Source organism: Streptomyces sp. SID12501 (assembly GCF_010550245.1).
Taxonomy (GTDB): domain Bacteria; phylum Actinomycetota; class Actinomycetes; order Streptomycetales; family Streptomycetaceae; genus Streptomyces.
Genome location: NZ_JAAGLU010000039.1, coordinates 57,590 through 77,097, shown reverse-complemented (window position 1 = coordinate 77,097; position 19,508 = coordinate 57,590). Strand labels below are relative to the sequence as shown.

Annotated in this window: 17 protein-coding genes and 3 pseudogenes; 7 read left to right on the top strand and 13 right to left on the bottom strand. The window is 70.4% G+C overall.

What is annotated here, in order from left to right:
- Nucleotides 1–79 precede the first annotated feature (79 nt).
- Nucleotides 80–532, bottom strand: coding sequence for an ATP-binding protein (locus G3I71_RS36300; protein ID WP_164321619.1), 453 nt, complete (start codon nucleotides 530–532; stop codon nucleotides 80–82).
- Between the two features lie 291 nt (nucleotides 533–823).
- Between G3I71_RS36300 and G3I71_RS36295 the strand changes: the two genes are divergently transcribed.
- Together G3I71_RS36295 and G3I71_RS36290 are read left to right on the top strand one after the other, a co-directional pair.
- The gene (locus G3I71_RS36295; protein WP_164321618.1) at nucleotides 824–1,654 is read left to right on the top strand and encodes an enoyl-CoA hydratase family protein; all 831 of its coding nucleotides are present in this window, start codon (nucleotides 824–826) and stop codon (nucleotides 1,652–1,654) included.
- Nucleotides 1,655–1,719: 65 nt separating this feature from the next.
- Nucleotides 1,720–4,026, top strand: coding sequence for a bifunctional salicylyl-CoA 5-hydroxylase/oxidoreductase (locus G3I71_RS36290; RefSeq protein WP_239149547.1), 2,307 nt, complete (start codon nucleotides 1,720–1,722; stop codon nucleotides 4,024–4,026).
- Nucleotides 4,027–4,046: 20 nt separating this feature from the next.
- Here G3I71_RS36290 and cysC read toward each other — a convergent pair whose 3' ends face one another.
- From cysC to G3I71_RS36275, 3 genes are all read right to left on the bottom strand, one after another.
- Nucleotides 4,047–4,616: an adenylyl-sulfate kinase gene (cysC, locus tag G3I71_RS36285; protein WP_164321615.1), complete on the bottom strand. Its 570-nt coding sequence runs from the start codon at nucleotides 4,614–4,616 to the stop codon at nucleotides 4,047–4,049.
- Nucleotides 4,617–4,734: 118 nt separating this feature from the next.
- Nucleotides 4,735–5,550 carry a PaaX family transcriptional regulator C-terminal domain-containing protein gene (locus tag G3I71_RS36280; RefSeq protein ID WP_164321613.1) on the bottom strand — a complete coding sequence of 272 codons (816 nt, stop codon included), beginning with the start codon at nucleotides 5,548–5,550 and terminating at the stop codon, nucleotides 4,735–4,737.
- Between the two features lie 80 nt (nucleotides 5,551–5,630).
- Nucleotides 5,631–7,292, bottom strand: a complete 1,662-nt coding sequence (locus G3I71_RS36275; protein WP_239149546.1) for an AMP-binding protein — start codon at nucleotides 7,290–7,292, stop codon at nucleotides 5,631–5,633.
- Nucleotides 7,293–7,448: 156 nt separating this feature from the next.
- On the opposite strand from G3I71_RS36275, the gene G3I71_RS36270 reads away from it, so the two are divergent.
- Both G3I71_RS36270 and G3I71_RS36265 read left to right on the top strand, forming a co-directional pair.
- The gene (locus tag G3I71_RS36270) at nucleotides 7,449–8,606 is read left to right on the top strand and encodes an acyl-CoA dehydrogenase family protein (protein ID WP_164321611.1); all 1,158 of its coding nucleotides are present in this window, start codon (nucleotides 7,449–7,451) and stop codon (nucleotides 8,604–8,606) included.
- Nucleotides 8,603–9,001 (top strand): RidA family protein, encoded by a 399-nt coding sequence (locus G3I71_RS36265; RefSeq protein WP_164321609.1) that lies wholly within the window; start codon nucleotides 8,603–8,605, stop codon nucleotides 8,999–9,001. Before G3I71_RS36270 ends, G3I71_RS36265 begins: the two co-directional genes overlap by 4 nt.
- Nucleotides 9,002–9,038: 37 nt before the next feature.
- Here G3I71_RS36265 and G3I71_RS36260 read toward each other — a convergent pair whose 3' ends face one another.
- Nucleotides 9,039–9,227, bottom strand: coding sequence for a DUF5999 family protein (locus G3I71_RS36260; RefSeq protein WP_164321607.1), 189 nt, complete (start codon nucleotides 9,225–9,227; stop codon nucleotides 9,039–9,041).
- 293 nt (nucleotides 9,228–9,520) lie between these two features.
- On the opposite strand from G3I71_RS36260, the gene G3I71_RS36255 reads away from it, so the two are divergent.
- Nucleotides 9,521–9,985, top strand: coding sequence for a DUF6299 family protein (locus tag G3I71_RS36255; protein WP_164321605.1), 465 nt, complete (start codon nucleotides 9,521–9,523; stop codon nucleotides 9,983–9,985).
- 64 nt (nucleotides 9,986–10,049) lie between these two features.
- Here G3I71_RS36255 and G3I71_RS36250 read toward each other — a convergent pair.
- From G3I71_RS36250 to G3I71_RS36235, 5 genes and pseudogenes are all read right to left on the bottom strand, one after another.
- Nucleotides 10,050–10,952: pseudogene (locus tag G3I71_RS36250) on the bottom strand (M24B family metallopeptidase); the annotation flags it as partial.
- A 212-nt stretch (nucleotides 10,953–11,164) separates the two neighbouring features.
- Nucleotides 11,165–11,719, bottom strand: a complete 555-nt coding sequence (locus tag G3I71_RS36245; RefSeq protein ID WP_164321512.1) for a hypothetical protein — start codon at nucleotides 11,717–11,719, stop codon at nucleotides 11,165–11,167.
- A 9-nt stretch (nucleotides 11,720–11,728) separates the two neighbouring features.
- A pseudogene (locus tag G3I71_RS50450) lies at nucleotides 11,729–11,818 on the bottom strand (IS982 family transposase); the annotation flags it as partial.
- Complete coding sequence (locus tag G3I71_RS36240) at nucleotides 11,818–12,240, bottom strand: hypothetical protein (protein WP_239149545.1); 423 nt, start codon at nucleotides 12,238–12,240, stop codon at nucleotides 11,818–11,820. The pseudogene G3I71_RS50450 and the gene G3I71_RS36240, both read right to left, overlap by 1 nt.
- Before the next feature lie 510 nt (nucleotides 12,241–12,750).
- Entirely contained in the window at nucleotides 12,751–13,776 is a 1,026-nt protein-coding gene (locus G3I71_RS36235; RefSeq protein ID WP_164321603.1) for a LacI family DNA-binding transcriptional regulator, read from the bottom strand.
- Nucleotides 13,777–13,958: 182 nt separating this feature from the next.
- Between G3I71_RS36235 and G3I71_RS36230 the strand changes: the two genes are divergently transcribed.
- A complete protein-coding gene (locus G3I71_RS36230) occupies nucleotides 13,959–14,741 on the top strand; it encodes a TIM barrel protein (RefSeq protein ID WP_164321668.1) in 783 nt (260 codons plus the stop codon).
- 50 nt (nucleotides 14,742–14,791) lie between these two features.
- The gene (locus tag G3I71_RS36225) at nucleotides 14,792–16,066 is read left to right on the top strand and encodes a Gfo/Idh/MocA family oxidoreductase (protein ID WP_239149544.1); all 1,275 of its coding nucleotides are present in this window, start codon (nucleotides 14,792–14,794) and stop codon (nucleotides 16,064–16,066) included.
- A 1,059-nt stretch (nucleotides 16,067–17,125) separates the two neighbouring features.
- On the opposite strand, the gene G3I71_RS36220 is transcribed toward G3I71_RS36225, so the two are convergent.
- The 3 genes and pseudogenes from G3I71_RS36220 to G3I71_RS36215 form a co-directional block, all read right to left on the bottom strand.
- Entirely contained in the window at nucleotides 17,126–17,698 is a 573-nt protein-coding gene (locus G3I71_RS36220) for a TetR/AcrR family transcriptional regulator (RefSeq protein ID WP_164321666.1), read from the bottom strand.
- 73 nt (nucleotides 17,699–17,771) lie between these two features.
- A pseudogene (locus G3I71_RS51605) lies at nucleotides 17,772–18,136 on the bottom strand (hypothetical protein).
- A gap of 273 nt (nucleotides 18,137–18,409) precedes the next feature.
- Nucleotides 18,410–19,477, bottom strand: a complete 1,068-nt coding sequence (locus G3I71_RS36215) for an alkene reductase (RefSeq protein ID WP_164321601.1) — start codon at nucleotides 19,475–19,477, stop codon at nucleotides 18,410–18,412.
- Nucleotides 19,478–19,508: the final 31 nt, after the last annotated feature.

The following is a 19,508-nucleotide window of genomic DNA, read 5'->3' as shown; positions in this document are numbered from 1 at the left end:
CCCCACTGGGGGCTGCGCCCCCAGACCCCCCTACGGCCCTGAACGGGCCTCGTCCTCAAACGCCGGACGGGCTGAATATCTACGCCCGACCCCACTGACGCGGTACCACCGGTACCCGGAACCACACCGCCTTGCCCGAGTCCGTGGTCCGGTGGCCGCACGACGAGCTGAGCGTTCGGATCAGCAGCAGCCCCCGACCGTGTTCCTGCCAGGGATCCGGCTCCTCCGACAACGGCCGCGTCAGATTCCCCGGCGGCGCCGGGTCGGGATCGTGCACCTCGACCTGGCAGCTGGTCGGCAGCAGCTCCACCACCAGCTCTATCGGCGCGTCCCCAGCCGTGTGCTCCACGGCGTTCGCCACCAGCTCCGCGGTGAGCAGTTCCGCCGTGTCGCAGTCCGCCGCCGCATGTTCCAGCTCGGTCAGAGCCGTGCGGACCAGCGCGCGGGCGACAGGCACCGCCGCGGCGGTGTGCGGCAGGGCGATACGCCAGGAGGCGGGGGCGGGGGGTTCTTGCACGGCGGTTCCGTTCATGGAGCAGGCTGTCCTGCTTTCAACAATAGGGATGGTACGGCGAGGTCCGGCAGGGGAACTGGTCGGGCGCCGCACGGGACTTTCGGCCCCGCTCACCGTTCGGCTTACCCAGTCCAACGGCCCGTCTCCCACGACCACTCCCACTGTTACCGCGTTATTGACTTCTCGTGACGTGACCAGATCACCGAAACAGACCGTCACCGTCCGACGTATCGCGTACTCATGACGACAGTCACAGATGAGTGATAACTTCGTTGGACAGCCGTCCCCTGCCTGACGAGGAGGCCGCGCATGAGTCCCTTCACCGGCTCGACCCCCCGCACCTCCACCTGGCACCACCTCCGCCTCGACCTCGCTCCCACCGGCGTGGCCACCGTCACCCTCGCCCGCCCCGAGAAACTCAACGCCCTCACCTTCGGCGCCTACGCCGACCTGCGCGATCTGCTCGCCGAGCTGTCCAGAGAGCGGTCCGTACGGGCGTTGGTGCTGGCCGGCGAGGGCCGCGGCTTCTGCTCGGGCGGCGACGTGGACGAGATCATCGGCGCCACCCTGTCCATGGACACCGCCCAGCTGCTCGACTTCAACCGGATGACCGGGCAGGTCGTGCGGGCCGTACGGGAGTGCCCGTTCCCGGTGATCGCCGCGGTGCACGGGGTGGCGGCGGGCGCCGGAGCGGTTCTCGCACTGGCCGCGGACTTCCGCGTCGCCGACCCGTCCGCGCGCTTCGCGTTCCTCTTCACCCGGGTCGGCCTCTCCGGCGGCGACATGGGCGCCGCCTACCTGCTGCCCCGGGTCGTCGGACTCGGCCACGCGACCCGCCTGCTGATGCTCGGCGAACCGGTGCGGGCGCCCGAGGCCGAGCGCATCGGCCTGATCAGCGAACTCACCGACGAGGGCCACGCCGACGAGGCGGCCCAGGCGCTGGCCCACCGCCTGGCAGAGGGCCCGGCACTGGCGTACGCGCAGACGAAGGCCCTCCTCACCGCCGAACTGGACATGCCGCTGGCGGCAGCCGTCGAACTGGACGCCACCACCCAGGCCCTCCTGATGAACGGCGAGGACTACAAGGAATTCCACGCGGCGTTCACGGAGAAACGCCCTCCCAAATGGAGCGGACGGTAACCGTGCCTACCCCAGGGGCGCGGGGAACTGCGCGACCAGCCACAACGAACCCGCAGCCGCCCAGCATGACCAGCCACCCCCAACGCATCGCGATTATCGGCGGCGGCCCCGGCGGCCTCTACGCCGCCGCCCTCCTCAAACGCCTCCGCCCCGATCGGCAGATCACCCTCTGGGAACGCAACGCCCCCGACGACACCTTCGGCTTCGGAGTCGTCCTCTCCGACGAGACCCTCGGCGGCATAGAGCACGCCGACCCAGTGGTCTATGAGGCCCTGCGACAGCACTTCACCCGCTGGGACGACATCGACATCGTCCACCGGGGCACCCGCCACACCTCCGGAGGACACGGCTTCGCCGCCCTCGGCAGACGCCGGCTCCTGGAGGTCCTGCACGCCCGCTGCCGCTCGCTCGGCGTCGAGCTGCGCTTCCGTACGGAGGCGCCGTACCCGGAGTGGCTCGCGGAGGCGTACGACCTGGTCATCGCCGCCGACGGCGTGCACAGCACCACCCGCGAGGCCTACGCCCAGGAGTTCCGCCCCCGGCTGACCACCCACCGTTGCCGCTACCTCTGGCTCGCCGCCGACTTCGCCTTCGACGCCTTCCGCTTCGAGATCGCGGAGACCGAGCACGGCGTGATGCAGCTCCACGGGTACCCGTACGCCGCCGACGCCTCGACGGTGATCGTCGAGATGCGGGAGGAGGTCTGGCGGGCGGCGGGCTTCGACGAACCGGAGGAATCGAACGAACCGACAGGGGGCATCGCCGCATCCGTCGACCGCTGCGCCAAGATCTTCACGGACGCCCTCGGCGGACGGCCGCTGCGCGCGAACAGGTCGGCGTGGACGACATTCCGTACGGTCGTCAACGACCGCTGGTCGTACGGCAATGTCGTTCTCCTCGGGGACGCCGCCCACACCGCCCACTTCTCCATCGGCTCCGGCACCAAGCTCGCCGTCGAGGACGCCCTTGCGCTTGCCGCCTGTCTGGAGGAGCGGCCGACACCGGCCGAGGCGCTGGCGGCGTACGAGGAGGAGCGGCGGCCCGTTGTCGCCTCCACCCAGCGGGCGGCCCGCGCCAGTCTGGAGTGGTTCGAGAACCTGCCCCGCTACCTCGACCAGCCGCCCCACCAGTTCGCGTTCAACCTCCTCACCCGCAGCCGCCGCGTCACCCACGACAACCTGCGGCTGCGCGACCCGCACTTCACCGCCGCCGTCGAGCGGGAGTTCGGCTGCTCACCCGGCACCCCACCGATGTTCACGCCCTTCCGGCTGCGCGGGCTGACCCTGCGCAACCGTGTCGTCGTGTCCCCCATGGACATGTACTCGGCCACGGACGGCGTACCCGGCGACTTCCACCTCGTCCACCTGGGTGCCAGAGCACTGGGCGGCGCCGGTCTGGTGATGTCCGAGATGGTGTGTGTCAGCGCGGAGGGACGCATCACCCCGGGCTGCGCCGGGCTCTACACGGACCGGCAGGCGGGGGCCTGGCAGCGCGTCACCGCCTTCGTGCACTCCCAGGCCCCCGGCACCGCACTCGGCATCCAGCTCGGCCACTCCGGCCGCAAGGGCTCGACGAAGCTGATGTGGGAGGGTATCGACGAGCCGCTGGAGGAGGGCAACTGGCCGCTGGTCGCCGCGTCGCCGATTCCGTACGGGCCGGGCAGTCAGACCCCGCATGAACTGACGATCAGTGAACTCGGCACGATCCGCGATCAGTTCACGTCAGCTGCCCGCAGAGCTGCCCACGCCGACTTCGATCTACTCGAACTCCACTGCGCCCACGGCTACTTGCTCTCCGGCTTCCTTTCCCCGCTCACCAACCACCGCACGGACGTGTACGGAGGCCCGCTCGCCGCCCGCCTCCGCTTCCCCCTCGAAGTCTTCGACGCCGTACGGGAGGTGTGGCCGGAGGGCCGCCCCATGACCGTCCGTATCTCGGCCACGGACTGGGCCGACGGCGGTACGACGGCCGAGGACGCCGTCGGGATCGCGCGCGCCTTCGTCGCCCACGGAGCCGACGCGGTCGACGTGTCGACCGGCCAGGTGGTGGCCGACGAGCGTCCGGAGTACGGCCGTTCGTACCAGACGCCGTTCGCGGACCGTATCCGCCACGAGACGGGCGCCCCCGTGATCGCCGTTGGCGCGATCTCGTCCTGGGACGACGTCAACTCGCTGATCCTGGCGGGCCGTACGGACCTGTGCGCGCTGGCCCGCCCGCATCTCTACGACCCGAACTGGACCCTGCACGCGGCGGCCGAGCAGGGGTACGAGGGTCCGGGCGCCGTCTGGCCGGCGCCGTACCGGGCGGGCGGCCGGCGCCCACGCACCGGACGCACGGACGCCCCCAAACCCCGTCTCAGCCTCGGAAGCTGACCCTCAAAGCCCGAAACCGTTCACACGAGCCCCCGCTCCGCCAGCACCGCGTACACGGCGTCCGCGGACTCAGCCGGGGTCTGATCCTGTGTCCGCAGGGTCAACGCCGGGTCGACAGGCGGCTCGTACGGATCGTCGACGCCGGTCAGACCGGTCAGCCGGCCCGCCGCCTGCCGGGCGTACAGGCCCTTCACGTCCCGCTCGCCGCACACCTCGACCGGGGTCGCGACATGCACCTCGATGTACGGCGTCCCGCTCGCGTCGTGCCGTTTGCGCACGGCCTCGCGGCTGTCGGCGTACGGGGCGATCACCGGGACGAGCGACAGGACGCCGTTGCGGGCGAGCACCTCGGAGACGAGTCCGATGCGCTGGACGTTGGTGTTGCGGTCCTCACGGGAGAAACCGAGGCCCGCGGAGAGGAAGCGGCGGACCTCGTCGCCGTCGAGGATCTCCACCCGGCGTCCCTCGGCCCGCAGCCGGTCGCCGAGCACCTGGGCGATCGTCGTCTTACCCGCGCTCGGCAGCCCGGTGAGCCAGACGGTGGCCCCTCGAGCCCTGGTGGGTCCCGTGGGCCTGGCCGTGGTGGTCATACGCAACAGTCCTCGTCTCTCTCCCCGCGTGCGGCCCCCCGGACGCTAGGTAAGAAACTTGAGAAGAGGCGAAGAGGAACCTGAGGGTTGCGTGAGTGACACCTGGGTGTGGCTGAGGTCACACCCGGGCGAATGTCGCCCCCGCGTCCCGCAGCCGGGCGTGCAGCCCCTGGAAGACGGCCGCCGAGCGGACGCCGGGCCAGTCCGCCGGGAGCAGGTGGGCGGGCAGCCCGGGATCGGTGTACGGCAGGTGGCGCCAGGAGTCCAGGGCCACCAGATAGTCGCGGTACGCCTCCTCGGGCGGGGTGTCCGCGCGCTTCTCCCAGTCGTGCAGCACGCGCGCGTGGCGGTCGAGGAACGCCTCGTGCTCCTTGGCGATCGCGGCCAGATCCCACCAGCGGGAGACCGCCTCGGCCGTCGCGGCGAAGCCCAGGTGCTCGCCGCGGAAGAAGTCGACGTACGGGTCGAGATGCAGCCGCTCCAGAGTGTGACGGGACTCCTCGTAGAGGCGCGCCGGGGCCACCCAGACGCCCGGGGCCGCCGCGCCGAAGCCGAGTCCGGCCAGTCGGGAACGGAGGACATGGCGCTTCTGGCGCTCCGACTCGGGGACGGAGAACACGGCGAGAACCCAGCCCTCGTCGGGTGGGGGCGGGGTGGCGGCGTACACGCGCCGGTCACCGTCGTCGAGCAACTGACGTGCTTCCGGCGAGAGTTCGTATCCGGCCGCGCCCTGCGCCGTACGGGCCGGCAGAAGCAGGCCGCGCCGCTTCAGACGGGACACGGACGACCGTACGGAGGGCGCGTCGACGCCGACCGCGGCGAGGAGCCGGATCAGCTCGGCGACGGGTACCGGGCCGGGCATGAAACGGCCGTACGCGCCGTAGAGCGTGACGATGAGGGACCGCGGGGCGTGCTGTTCGGACACGTTGATCATTTTAGGCCGCCGGAATCGCTGATGCTCGCCATTTCCGCTGGTCAACTACCTCCAGGGGATGACTTTCGGTCAAGATCACTTCAGGTCGCCGTCGGGTCGGTGCGCAGCCGGAAGCGTTGGAGCTTGCCCGTCGCCGTCCGTGGCAGTGCGTCCAGGAAGACGATCTCGCGCGGACACTTGTACGGCGCCAGCTCCCCCCTGACGAACGCGCGCAGCGCCTCCGCGTCCCGCCGTACGCCCTCCCTGAGCACGGCGTACGCCACCACGATCTGGCCGCGTGCCTCGTCGCCGCGCCCCACCACCGCCGTCTCCACGACGTCCGGATGACGCAGCAGCGCCTCCTCGACCTCCGGGCCCGCGATGTTGTACCCAGCCGAGATGATCATGTCGTCGGCCCGGGCCACGTACCGGAAGTAGCCGTCGCTCTCCCGGACGTACGTGTCCCCGGTGATGTTCCAGCCGTCCCGCACATACGCGCCCTGGCGCGGATCGGCGAGATACCTGCACCCGACCGGACCGCGCACCGCGAGCAGCCCCGGCGTGCCGTCCGGCACCGGCTCGCCGTTCTCGTCCTGCACGCGCGCGTGCCACCCCGGCACCGGAATCCCGGTCGTACCGGGCCTGATGTCCTCATCGGCGGCCGAGATGAAGATGTGCAGCAGCTCGGTCGCGCCGATGCCGTTGATCAGCCTCAGGCCGGTGCGCTCGTACCAGGCCCGCCAGGTCGCCTCGGGCAGGTTCTCGCCCGCCGAGACACAGCGGCGCAGGGAGCCGGTGTCGTAGGCGTCCAGCTCGTCGAGCATCGCGCGGTACGCCGTCGGCGCCGTGAACAGCACCGAGACGCGGTGCTCGGAGATGGCCGGCAACAGCTGTTTGGGGCCCGCCTGTTCGAGGAGGAGCGCGCTGGCCCCGGCCCGCATCGGGAAGACCACCAGACCGCCGAGCCCGAAGGTGAAACCGAGCGGAGGACTGCCCGCGAACACGTCGTCCGCACGCGGCTTCAGCACGTGCCGCGAGAAGGTGTCCGCGACGGCGAGCACATCCCGGTGGAAGTGCATGCACCCTTTCGGGCGGCCGGTGGTGCCGGACGTGAACGCGATCAGCGCCACGTCGTCCGCCGCGGTGTCCACGGCGGGATACGGGGTGCCGGGCACCGGACGGTTCAGCAGGTCGTCGAGGCCGTCGCCGCCGTACGCCGTGATCCGCAGCCCCGGTATCTCCGCCTCGGCGAGGTCGTCGAGGGCCCGGACGTCGCACAGCGCGTGCCGCACCTGGGCGATCTCGCACATCGTGCTCAGCTCGTGCGGACGCTGCTGGGCCAGCACGGTGACCGCTACCCCGCCCGCCTTCAGCACGGCCAGCCAGCAGGCCGCGAGCCACGGTGAGGTGGGACCGCGCAGCAGGACACGGTTGCCGGGTACGACCCCGAGATCCCGGCTCAGGACATGCGCGACCCGGTCGACGCGGGTGCGCAGCTCGCCGTACGTCCACACCTCACCGGCGGCGGTACGGAACGCGGGGTGTTCGGCCGCGGGACCGCTCAGCAGCTCGGCCGCGCAGTTCAGCCGGTCGGGGTAGCGCAGCTCGGGCAGGTCGAGGCGGAGCTCGGGCCACTGGTCCGGGGGCGGCAGATGGTCGCGCGCGAAGGTGTCGACGTGGGCCGAGGAGATCCGCCGGGCGGTGTCGGTGCGGTCCTCGGGAACCCTGCCGTACCTGGGCTGTCTGGGCTGCAAGGAGTCCATGTGGTCCATGGGGTCCAAGGCGGGTCGCCCCCTTGCCGTGGTGGGCGTACTGGTGGGCTCGCAGAACGAGCGTATCGTGTTGGTGACGACAGTCAACGGTGCGCGATACCGTCGGAGGAGGGGTCGCGACCGGTGGCCTCGGAGGGAGGACCGGCGATGCCCGCATTCTCGCTCGAACCGGCACAGGCCGCCTGGTGTGCCGAGCTGCGCACGCTGGCCGCCGACCGGCTGCGCCCGCTCGCCGAGAAGGGCGAACCGGGCCGCGTCAACCGTCCCCTCGTCGCCGAACTCGGCCAACTTGGCCTGCTCTCGCGGCTGTTCACCTCCGGCGCGCTCGACCTGTGCCTGATGCGGGAGTCCCTCGCGCACTCCTGCACCGAGGCGGAGACCGCCCTCGCCCTTCAGGGTCTCGGCGCCCACCCGGTGCACGCCCACGGCAGCCCGGCCCAGCGTGAACGCTGGCTGCCCCGGGTGAGTGAGGGCAGCGCGGTGGCCGCGTTCGCGCTGAGCGAGCCGGGCGCGGGCTCCGACGCGGCGGCCCTGTCACTCACGGCCGCCCCCGACGGCCCCTCCGGCTGGCGCCTCACCGGCGAGAAGTGCTGGATCTCCAACGCCCCCGAGGCCGACTTCTACACCGTCTTCGCCCGTACGACAGCGGGGGTGGGGGCACGCGGAGTCACGGCCTTCCTCCTTCCCGCCGACCGGCCAGGCCTCACGGGCAGCACCCTCGACATGCTCTCCCCGCACCCCATCGGCGCCCTCGCCCTCGACGCCGTACCGGTGACCGCGGACGACGTCATCGGCGAACCCGATCGTGGGTTCCGGGTCGCCATGGGCACGTTGAACCTGTTCCGCCCGAGCGTCGGCGCCTTCGCGGTCGGCATGGCCCAGGCCGCCCTCGACGCGACCCTGGCCCACACCGCCCAACGGGACGCGTTCGGCGGCAAGTTGAAGGACCTCCAGGCCGTCGCCCACCAGGTCGCCGAGATGGCCCTGCGCACGGAGGCGGCCCGGCTGATGGTCTACGCGGCAGCGGCGGCGTACGACGAAGGCGCCCAGGGGGTCCCGGGGCGTGCCGCGATGGCGAAGCTGCTGGCCACCGAGACCGCGCAGTACGTCGTCGACGCGGCCGTCCAACTGCACGGCGCACGGGCGCTGCAGCGCGGACATCTCCTCGAACACCTCTACCGGGAGGTGCGGGCACCGCGCATCTACGAGGGGGCGAGCGAAATCCAACGGACGGTCATCGCAAAGGAGTTGTACAAGGGCTTGCAGAGTTCGAAGAGCTTGGACGAGGGGGCGGGTGCCGGATGAGTGTCGAGCGCGTCAGTCCGGCCGGCCTCTCGCCGCCCACCGGCTTCTCGCACGCCGTCGTCGCCACCGGCTCCCGGCTGGTGTTCCTCGCGGGACAGACCGCGCTCGACGCCGAGGGGAAGGTCGTGGGGGACACCCTGTCCGAGCAGTTCGAGCGGGCTCTCGGGAACCTGCTCGCCGCACTGCACGCGGCCGGCGGTACGCCCGCCGACCTGGCCCGGGTCACCGTCTACGCCACGGACGTCGCCGAATACCGCGCCCAGGCACGTCGACTCGGCCATATCTGGACGAGGTTGGCGGGACGCGACTACCCGGCGATGGCGGTCATCGGGATCGTCCGGCTCTGGGACGAACAGGCCCTGGTCGAACTCGACGGCTTCGCGGTGCTGCCGTAGCGAGCTGGTGAGCCGGGGTCTCTGTTTCCCGGGTCGGTCAGGCCGCAGCCGTCAGGCGGTGCGGGGTGATCACGCTGCCGTCGGGCAGCAGCTCGCCGGTGTCGTCGAAGACGATCGCACCGTTGCACAGAAGGTTCCAGCCCTGCTCGGGGTGGAAGGCGACGACGTGCGCGGCGTCACGGTCGGGGCGGTCGGCCGAGGGGCACGGGGGCTGGTGTGAACACATGATGTGCCTCCGGATCGGATGCGGGTGCTCGGGTACTTCGGGTGCGATGCGGTGATGCTGTGATGCGATGGTTCCCTGCCACTTCTGACGATGCCCGTGCCGGGGGCCCGACGCCAAGTCGTGTCGGGGAAGCGTGACAGCACGCGGACGTGCTGTGACACCACCCTGACATTCGGAAATGATCCGAAAAGCGTGGCAGTCGGAGTGCGCGACTCGCCGACGAAGGGGTGATGATCACGCGCGCGGGCGCGTGGGACCAGTACCTGTGGAGTCCCCCACAAGGAGGTTTTCCCATGTCACTGTCCTTCGCGCCGTCTTTCCCGGCCTTCTCGTCCCTCTCCCGCGCTGCGGCCGTCGCCGTCGGCGTCGTGCTGCTGACCGTGGCCCCGGCCGCGACGTCGGCCCAGGCCGCGGACGAGGGATTCGACCAGGTGACGGTCGAATCCGGCAGCATCACGTCCGACGGCGAGCTCACGCTCGCCGGCAGCTACCGCTGCCTCAGCACCGGCGACTCCGTCCGCGTCGCGGCCTCGATCGAGCGCGGTGAGAACGTCTGGTACGGCATGGACAGCATCCCCGCCAGCTGTGACGGCTCCTGGCACCAGTGGTCGAACACCAAGGCCACCGAGCCGGGCGCCTACGAGCCCGGCCCGGTGCGGGTGAAGACCAGCCTGGTGGAGTTCCGCCGCTCCGGCTTCATCCCGATGCCGACCGTCCACTCGGAGCAGGTCCAGGAGGTCGTCCTCACGCAGGTCTGATCCGCGCGCCCGGCCCAACGGGGCCGACGGGGGCCGACCGGTGCTGCACGCCGGTCAGCCCCCGCATCCATGCCTCGACCTCGTCCGACGTACGGGGCAGCCCGGCCGACAGGTTCTCGTGACCGTCCGCCGTCACCAGGATGTCGTCCTCGATACGGACCCCGATGCCCCGGTACTCCGCCGGCACGGTCAGATCGTCCGGCTGGAAGTACAGGCCAGGCTCGACCGTGAGGACCATGCCGGGTTCGAGGGTGCCGTCGACGTACAGCTCGGTCCGGGACTTGGCGCAGTCGTGCACGTCCAGGCCGAGCATGTGACCGGTGCCGGCCATGGTGAAGCGGCGCTGGAGGGCCAGCTCGTACACGTCCTCCGGGGTGCCCTCCAGGAGGCCCCACTCGACGAGCTTCTCGGCCAGGTACCGCTGGGCGGCGACGTGGGAATCCCGGTAGGCGGCACCTGGCTCGACCGTCCGGATGCCGGCTTCCTGCGCCTCGTACACCGCGTCGTAGATCTTGCGCTGGAGCGGGGTGAAGGTACCGCTGATGGGGAGGGTGCGGGTGACGTCGGCGGTGTAGAGGGAGTTCGTCTCCACGCCCGCGTCGAGCAACAGCAGTTCGCCCGGGCGGACTTCGCCGTCGTTGCGGACCCAGTGCATGATCGTGGCGTGCTCGCCGGCGGCGCAGATCGAGCCGTAGCCGATGTCGTTGCCCTCAAGTCGGGCGCGGCGGAAGAAGGTTCCCTCGATCCAGCGCTCCGAGTTGGCGACCGCGGTCGCCAACTCCTTCACGACATCCACGAATCCGCGCACGGTCGAGTCGACCGCCTTGCGCATCTCGCCGATCTCCCAGTCGTCCTTCACCAGGCGCAGGTCGGACAGGACCGACTTCAGCTCGGTGTCACGGTCCTCGTCCGTCGGCACGGCGGCTTCCAGCCCGGCGTCGTAGCCGCGCACGATCCGGGTGCCGACGGCCGGGTCTGAGTGTGCCGGGGTGAATGCGAGGTCGACGGAGCCTGAGCGTGTGGGCGGGGAGCGGCGGCGTGGACTTCGAGCTGGAGGGCCGGGTAAGTACGAGGGCTCGTCGGCCCTGACGGGAACCACGACCACAGGGGTCAGGGATTCTGCATCGGATGCTCGGTGAGCCAGCGGCGTGCCACGGTCATATGGAGAGCCAGTACGTCCTACTCGAAGGTGTAGGTCGGCGCCGACTGGCTGTCTCTGTTCCAGGGGGCGGGGTGGCGTGACCCGGAAGGCCTCCAGTGCTGCCCGGGGTCGTGTCGGGGGTGGTGGGCGACGAAGGCGTCGGCCACGTCGTAGGCGACCTGGACGAGCGTCATCCCCACTCTGCCGGGGATCAGCGAGCGGTGGTCGGTGCGCTTGCGCGGGTCGCGAGCTCGCATCCCGGTGCCGGGCAGGAACAGCAGACGGTGCGGATCCAGTGGGAGGAGGATGTCGGCGGGCGCCGCGGCGGCCAACTGGTCGTCGGCATCGGGCGCATTGGAGAGCACCACGGGAACATCGCTGGACAGCAGGCACATTTGGGCGAACGCCAGCCCCCACGGCCGCGCGAAGAGGGTGAAGGCGAGGGCGGCGAGGTGCTCGACGATGTAGTGGAGGTGCGGGTTGTTGGCGGCGATCGCGGCGACATCATCGGGCACCTCCAGACGTTCGGTGCTCTGGACGGTGTACTCCAGTCGCTTGCGCTGCCTGGTGGTGCGCAGGATCTGGGCGGCCATCCACCAGGCCAGGTGCAGACGCGGCCTCCAGAAGTATCGCGAGTGTGATGCGCAGTGGCCGTACTGGGCCCGGCCTGCCGGGTCCGAGCGTTTGGCCGTCATTCCGTGTCAGGGGTGCGCGCGAGCACCCCGGCGAAGCGGTGCACGAGGTCATCGATGACGGGTGCGCCCCTGTCGCTGAGCGGGTCGATGCCCGACTCCATGACCTCGGCCACCTTCTGCCGGGTGAACTCCATCAGTTCCTCGCCGGCATCGCACTCGATGTCGAGCGGGCACCCGGCGGCCTGACGTACGGCCGTCCGGCGCATCCGGGCACGGAAATCCTCGTCGCCGACCAGCTCGGCGAGCTCCACCCACGCGGCGACCTGCTCGCCGGTCGGATCATCGGGGAGGTCGGGGGTGGCAGCGCGAACCATGGCCACCGCGGCCGGGTCGGCGTCCACGGTGCCGAAGGTGCCATCCACGAAATCGTCGATCAGACGGCGGCGTTCCTCGCCGGACAACTGCGCGAGCCTGTGCATAAGTTTGGTCTCCTCGGGACTGGACCCGCGGCTGGCCACGACTCGCAGAACGCTCCGACGCAGTTGCACATCCGCAGCGAGAAAGGCACCCGATGGGGCAGACGCCCCCTCACAACCGCAGCCTGATCCAACCCGGCGAACCTACGCGGTCACAGCATTAGATCGCTGCCGTTGCGGCTCCGTAGGGCGACACGGCCGTCGGCCCACCGGCCGGCCAGGGCGCGGTGACCGTCCCACTTCTGTTATGCGCTGTTGGGCTGTCCGCGGGATATCGTCCGGCGCCATGTCGATCACTGGATGGCGGGTGAAGTGCACCCGCCATCCAGTGATCGACATGGCGGGCGCACTTCACCCGCCGAGCTGATGTGGCCGCGGGATGCGTGTGCCCGAGGGGCAGCCGTTCCTGATCAGGCCGGTCGGCATGTACGACGTGGCGCTGAACCGGTCTTTCTCGGTGTGGCCGGCGTCGTCGCCGTGGAACACACAGGCCGCGCCCTCCGGGATCTGCCTTCAGGGGGGCGGGGCGGACGTTCCCCGGACGACGAGACGGGGGGTGATGACTTGTTCCCCGGCGGGGATCTCCGCACCCTCCAGGCGTGCGACGGCCCGGCCGACGGCGAGCCCGGCGAGGCGTGCGATGTCCTGTCCGACGGTGGTGAGGTCGATGTGGGCCAGGCGGGCCAGATGGCTGTCGTCGAACCCGACGACGGAGATGTCGCCGGGGACCGCGACGCCGGAGCGGAGGAAGAGGTCGAGTACGCCGGTCGCGCAGCGGTCGTTGAAGGCCAGTACGGCGGTGGGGCGCGGGCGGGTGGCCGACAGGGTTCGGGCGGCCTCGGCGCCTTCCTCCTCAGTGAGACCGCCGGGGAGAATGCGGATGTATTCGCCCAGGCCGTGGCGGTTCATGGCGGTGCGGTAGCCGCGGCGCCGGTCGGCTGCGCCCGGTGCCCGGCCGCCGTCGATGTGGGCGATGTCGCGGTGGCCCAGAGCGGCGAGGTGGTCCACCGCCTGGCCGGCTCCCTCGTCGTCGGCGGTCCGTACGACCTCCAGGCCCGGGACGGACGGCCGCAGCCGGCGGGCCACGGAGACGACCGGCAGTCGCCCGGCGAGTTCCGCCAGCCGCGCGGCGGGGGCCTGCGGGCCGAGCAGGATCAGCGCCTCGCAGCGGTCGTCGAGCAGAGTCTCGACGGCGCGCTGCTCGCCGCGCCCGGCGGCCACAGCACTCAACGCGATCTGGTACCCGGCCGGTTCGGCCGCCGCGTAGATGCCCTCCACCAGGTCGGAGTGGAACGGATGCTGGAGGCCGAACTGCACCCCGAGCAGATGAGAGCGGTGGCTGCGGAGCAGCCGGGCCCGGGTGTCGGGTCGGTAACCGATCTCCCGCGCGGCCTGAAGGACGCGCTCGCGGGTGGCCTCGCCGGCCCCCTTCGCGCCGCGCATCACGATGGAGACCAGCGCCGTGGACACCCCTGCCCGTGACGCCACGTCGGCGAGCGTCGGTCGCTTTCCGTTGGGGACCGCTGGGGTCGCCGGCAACCTGTCCTCCCTGGTCGGAGTCGTCTCCTACGGAGTCGACTATAGAACGTTCTAGCTTTCACACGACACCGGAGCCTTGACAGGGGAGGGCGGCAGCTGGCGTACTGCTGCTCCACGGAGTTCTAGAACGTTCTAGTTCCTTGAACGTTCTAGCCCGAAGTCGCGGAGAGAGGTACGTGGCGATGTACACACTGGCGGCCTGCGCCGAGATGGTCTTCCTGGAACTGCCGATCGACGAGCGGGCACGGCGCATCCATGACGCCGGTTTCCAGGTCGAGATCTGGGACTGGACCCGGCACGACCTTGCCGCTCTGGCCCGGACCCCGGCCGACTTCTCCTCCATGACCGGTTACATCCGCGGCAGTCTGACCGACGAGGAGGGTGCGGCCGAACTCCTGAGCACCGCCGAGGAGTCGCTCAAGGCGGCCGAGCAACTGGGCTGCCCTCGCCTGAACCTGCACGGCACCGGACTGGACGGCCAGGGCCTGCCGGTGGTGCCGGTGACCGGTGAGGTCACCGGAGAGATGTGGATCGCCGCCCACCGCACGCTCACCCGCCTCGCCGAGCTGGGCGAGAGCGCCGGGGTCGTCTTCACCCTGGAGAACCTCAACACCGCCGTCGACCACCCCGGGGTGCCGTTCGCGACGGCCGCCGACACCCTGGCCCTGGTCGCGGCCGTGGACCGGCCCGGGCTGCGGATGAATCTGGACCTCTACCACGCCCAGATCGGCGAGGGGAATCTGATCGAGCTGGTCCGCAGGGCCCATGCCCTGAGCCTGATCGGCGAGATCCAGGTGGCCGATGTCCCCGGCCGCCGCGAACCTGGAACCGGGGAGATCAACTACCCAGCTGTCGCCCGCGCCTTGGCGGACCTCGGCTACGAGGGCACGGTCGCGATGGAGGCGTGGGCCTCCGGCGACAGCGAGCTCGCTCTGGAGCGCTTCCGCTCCGCCTTCACCGTCTGACTGTCTCCACAGCCTGTACCTACCCTGACGACGACGTACGGAGCACCCGCATGACCACCCAGCAGCCTCTCGCCGTCGGCCTCCTCGGCGCCGGACGGATGGGTTCGTTCCACGCCGAGACCCTCGCCCACCGCCTCCCGGACGTCCGGCTCGCCGCCATCGCCGACCCCACCCCGGGCGCCGCGCGGAGCCTGGGCGACCGGCTCGGCTGCGCCACCGCCTACACGGACATCGGTGAACTGCTCGCCGACCCGCACATCGACGCGGTGGTGATCGCCACCCCGGCCCGAACCCACGCCGACCTGGTCGAGGCGGCCGCCAAGGCGGGCAAGGCGGTCTACTGCGAGAAGCCGATGGCGGTCACCCTCGCCGAGGCCGACCGCGCCATCGCGGCCGCCGCGGATGCGGGCGTGCCCCTCCAGGTGGGCTTCAACCGCCGCTACGACGCGGGCTTCAGGGCCGCCCAGGAGAAGATCGCCGACGGCGCCATCGGCACACCGCAGCTGTTGCGCTCGCTCACCCGCGACCCCGCTCTGGCCGACCCGGCCCGCATACCGCCGTGGACGATCTTCCTGGAGACCCTCATCCATGACTTCGACGTCCTGCGTTACCTCAATCCCGGTGCCGAACCCGTCGAGGTCTTCGCCATGGCGGACGCCCTGATCCGCCCCGACTTCAAGGACCGCGGCCTGCTCGACACCGCCGTCGTCACCATCCGCTTCGACAACGGCGCCCTCGCCACCGCCGAGGCCAGCTTCCAGTCCGTCTACGGCTACGACGTACGCGCCGAGGTCCTCGGCTCGGCCGGGATGCTCACCATGGGCGACGTCCGCCGCACCCACCTGACCGCATACGGCCCGGACGGCGTCGCCGCCGAGTGCGTCACCTACGACCAGCACCTCTTCCACGACGCCTATGCGGCCGAACTCGCCGACTTCACCGACAGCGTCGCACCGGTCGCACCCCCTCCGCCACCGGCGAGGACGCACGCGCTGCCCTGGCCATCGCCCTCGCCGCCGTCCAGTCCGTCACCACCGGCGGTCCCGTCCGCGTCGACAAGCTCCAAGACCTGTGAGCACGGGTCTTCGGCCGCAGCGCGGACCCCGGCGCCGTGCGACAAGTACGGGGTGACGGCCAGGTCAGTCCAACATGCGACACCCCCGCTGCTCGAGTGCGGCGGGGGTGTCGGTGACTACGTAGCTCGCCGTCCAGCGCGGTCGCGTCCGTTAGCTGCACGGCCCCGGCCACGACCTCCGGAAACGACGGCCTCATCTCGGTGCTGTGCCTGGAGCGCAGCAGCACCTGGCCCGCGTCGAGTGAGATGAGAGCCCGAAATCCGTCCCTCTTGGGTTATGCGCTGTTGAGCTGTCCACGGACTGTCGTCCAGCGTCATGTCGATCAACCGGTTGGCGAGCACGGGAGTTCAGCGCCCTGTTCGCCGATCTCGGTGAGGGGTTGGATGATCTGGGGGTGCCCGAGGGGCAGCCGTTCCTGATCAGCCCGGCGGGCGGGTACGACGTGGCGCTGAACCGGTATTTCTCCGCACCACACGGGCCTCGACCCGGAATCCTGGGGACAGGGACTGTGCGACGGGGACTCGACGCCACGTAGGCAGGCAATCTTCGGAATCCCAGCAGCACGCGGTGCAAGGTCGTCGTGGCGGGCCCGAAGCAGTTCCTCCTCTTCACCCGCACCGCGGGCGGGCGTCGGGCCGGCAAGGAGTTCCTGGCCCGGTTGAAGGAACGTACCCACGACAGGGACAAGGCGATCTCGCTCACGTCGTACGGTGCTCAGCTCAAGGCCATTCATCGCTGGAGGCTGGAGCAGCCCCACGATCTCTCCGTCATCCATCAGCCCGTGCTCGTCGCGAACGGTGAGAGCGACAGGATGGTTCCGTCGCAGAACTCGGCCGACCTGGCGAGGCGGGTGCCGAACGGCGAGTTGGTGATCTACCTCGACGCCCGGTCACGGCGGCATCTTCCAGTTCCACCGACAGTTCGTGCAGACGGCTCTGGAGTTCCTCGAACGGTAGTAGGCGTCGAGTGCGGTCGCCGCATGAGACGGGGGGTGTCGCCTCAGGGCCGTGGCGCCCCGGGTATGAGCGAGTCGGGCAGACCCTCCAGGCGCAGCCCTGCTTACCTCCCGGGCATCCCGGTGAGGCTTGGGCTTGGCCTGGTGGACGCCCGGCCGCCCCCGTCCGTCAGCCGGGCGAGGGCGTGGTCGACGCGGGGACGAGCCTCGTGGCGCGGGCGATGGCGTTTCCCTTGGATGGCCGCCGTCCGCGATAATCGTGATTCCACTGGCCGTGACCGTCGCATCGGGCGGCTTCCAGCCTCGCGGCCGTTGCCCTCGGCGGCGTTGTGCGAGGCCGTGAACGGTTCCCCTCAGCGCATGAAGGAGCGGGCGTTCTCGATCCCCTGCGCCAGGACCTCGTCTGAGAACTTCTGATCGGAGAGGGCTCGGGAGAGCTGCAACGTGCCCACCATCATGGTGAAGAGCCCGATGGCCTTGCCCCGGGCGGACTGCGGATTCGCAGGCGTCAGGCGGGCGGCGATCTCTTCCACGATGTCTCGTGCGCCGTCGGTGTAAGCCTGCTGCGTCTCGTCCCCGCAGCGGCTGATCTCGTCGAGCAGCGCGGCGGAAAGGCATCCGTCGCCGGGGTGGTCCCGGTGCTCAGGTGACAGGTAGTCGCGAACCAGGTCTTCGAGACCCTGGCGGCCGGGCCGCAAAGTGCCGTACCTCGCGACCTGTGTGCGCAGTTGGTCGGTCACGACGTTGGCGACGAGGTCGTCCTTGGATGCGAAGTGCGCGTAGAAGGCTCCGTTGGTGAGCCCGGCATCCGACATCAGAGTGGAGACGCCCGAGCCGTCGATGCCGTCCTGCTTGAATCGGTGGCCGGCCGTCTCGATGATCCGTTGCCGTGTCGCCTGCTTGTGCTCTTTGGCGTAGCGCACCACGAGCATCCTCCGTTCGCTCCGCAAGGCCGATGCCTCGCCGCCAAGCCTAATCCATAACCTGATGTACGTAATATTACGATCGGCAGGCCATTGGGGTGCCGGTTCTCCGGCCGTTTCGGAGTCGGGGCGGCCCGCCGGGTCCCAGCCGGGCGGTGACCCTGGGGGAAGGGTGAATGTCTCCTGGAGCGCTCGACGATGACGCGGACTGGAGCGCCGGAGTCGGTGTGGCGAACGTTCAGTACGGGACCCTCGGGGCCGAGTACGTATGCTTCGTCCCGCTGGCTCAGTGGGACGACCTTCAGGATGCCGGCCGAGATCAACTTCCGGAAACGGTCACTGGGGACGCCTCCGGCAGGCCGATGTGGCGGTGGAAGTCGTCGAAGCGTCGGACTCCTTGGTCGCGTCACGCGGGATCAGCAACGTCCATTCCCATGACATGGGCACAGTGCGGACCATCGGCGCCGTTGTCAGCCAGGGCTGTCAAACCGCCCTGGCCCAGGCGCAGTTGGCAGCCCGGTCGGACCTCCTTCTTGCCCATGGTTTCAGCAACCGCATGCTCTTTTCGGTGTGTCTCCCTCTCAACGGTGCGAGGGAAATGCCTACGGGCGCGGTGGTGACGGCCCGCTACTCCTCGGGTCGTCACCACCGTGCGGCGTACGCCTGTTCCAGGCAGGCGAGGGCGATGATTTCGCCCGGACGCCCGGTCCTTCGTCAGGCGGCGTGGGTGGGGTAGTCGGTGTAGCCGGCCGCGCCGCCGCCGTAGAAGGTGGCGGGGTCGGGGGTGTTCAGGGGGGCGTTGGCGCGTACGCGCTCGACGAGGTCGGGGTTGGCGAGGGCCATGGTGCCGACGGTGACGACGTCGGCCAGACCGTCCTCGACGTCCTTGGCGCGGGTGGCGATGTCGGCACCGGCCCGGTTGAGGATCAGCGTGGTCGGCCACAACTTGCGGAGGGTGGAGAGGAGTTCCTCGTCGCCGCCGTGGCCTATGTGCAGGTAGGCGAGGTTGAGGGGGGCGAGGGCGCGCAGGAGGTGCGGGTAGAGCTCGTGGGGATCGCTCTCCGTGAGGTCGTTGATCTGGAAGGGGTTGCCGGGAGAGATTCGGATGCCGGTGCGGCCGGCGCCGATCTCGTCGGCCACGGCCGTGGCGACCTCCACCGCGAAACGGATGCGGTTGTCGAGGGAGCCCCCGTACTGGTCGGTGCGCTGGTTGGTGCTGGGGAAGAGGAACTGGTTGACCAGGTAGCCGTTGGCCCCGTGGATCTCGACGCCGTCGGCGCCGGCGGCGATGGCGGCCGCGGCGGCACGCCGGAAGTCGTCGACCGTCGCAGCGACTTCCGCTGTCGACAGCTCGCGCGGCACCGCCATCTCCTGGAGCCCGGACGCGGTGAACGTCTGGCCCGCCGGCTGGATCGCGGAGGGAGCCACCGGCTGCCGGTGGTGGGGGGTGTTGTCCGGGTGCGAGATGCGCCCGACGTGCATGAGCTGGATGACGATGCGTCCGTCGGCCTCGTGTACCGCGTCGGTGACCTTGCGCCAGCCGGCGATGTGATCCTCGGTGTAGATACCCGGGGTCACCGGGTAGCCCTGGCCGTCGGCGGAGGGCTGGGTGCCCTCGGTGATGATGAGCGCGTGCGAGGCGCGCTGGGCGTAGTACTCGGCGTTGAGCTCGGTCGGCACGCCGTCGGGGGTGGCCCGGCTTCGGGTCAGGGGGGCCATGGCGAGCCGGTGCGGCAGGGAGATCTCTCCGGCGACGGTCGGGTTCCACAGGGCGTTGAGCATGGATGATTCCTCAGATGATGAGTAGTCGATC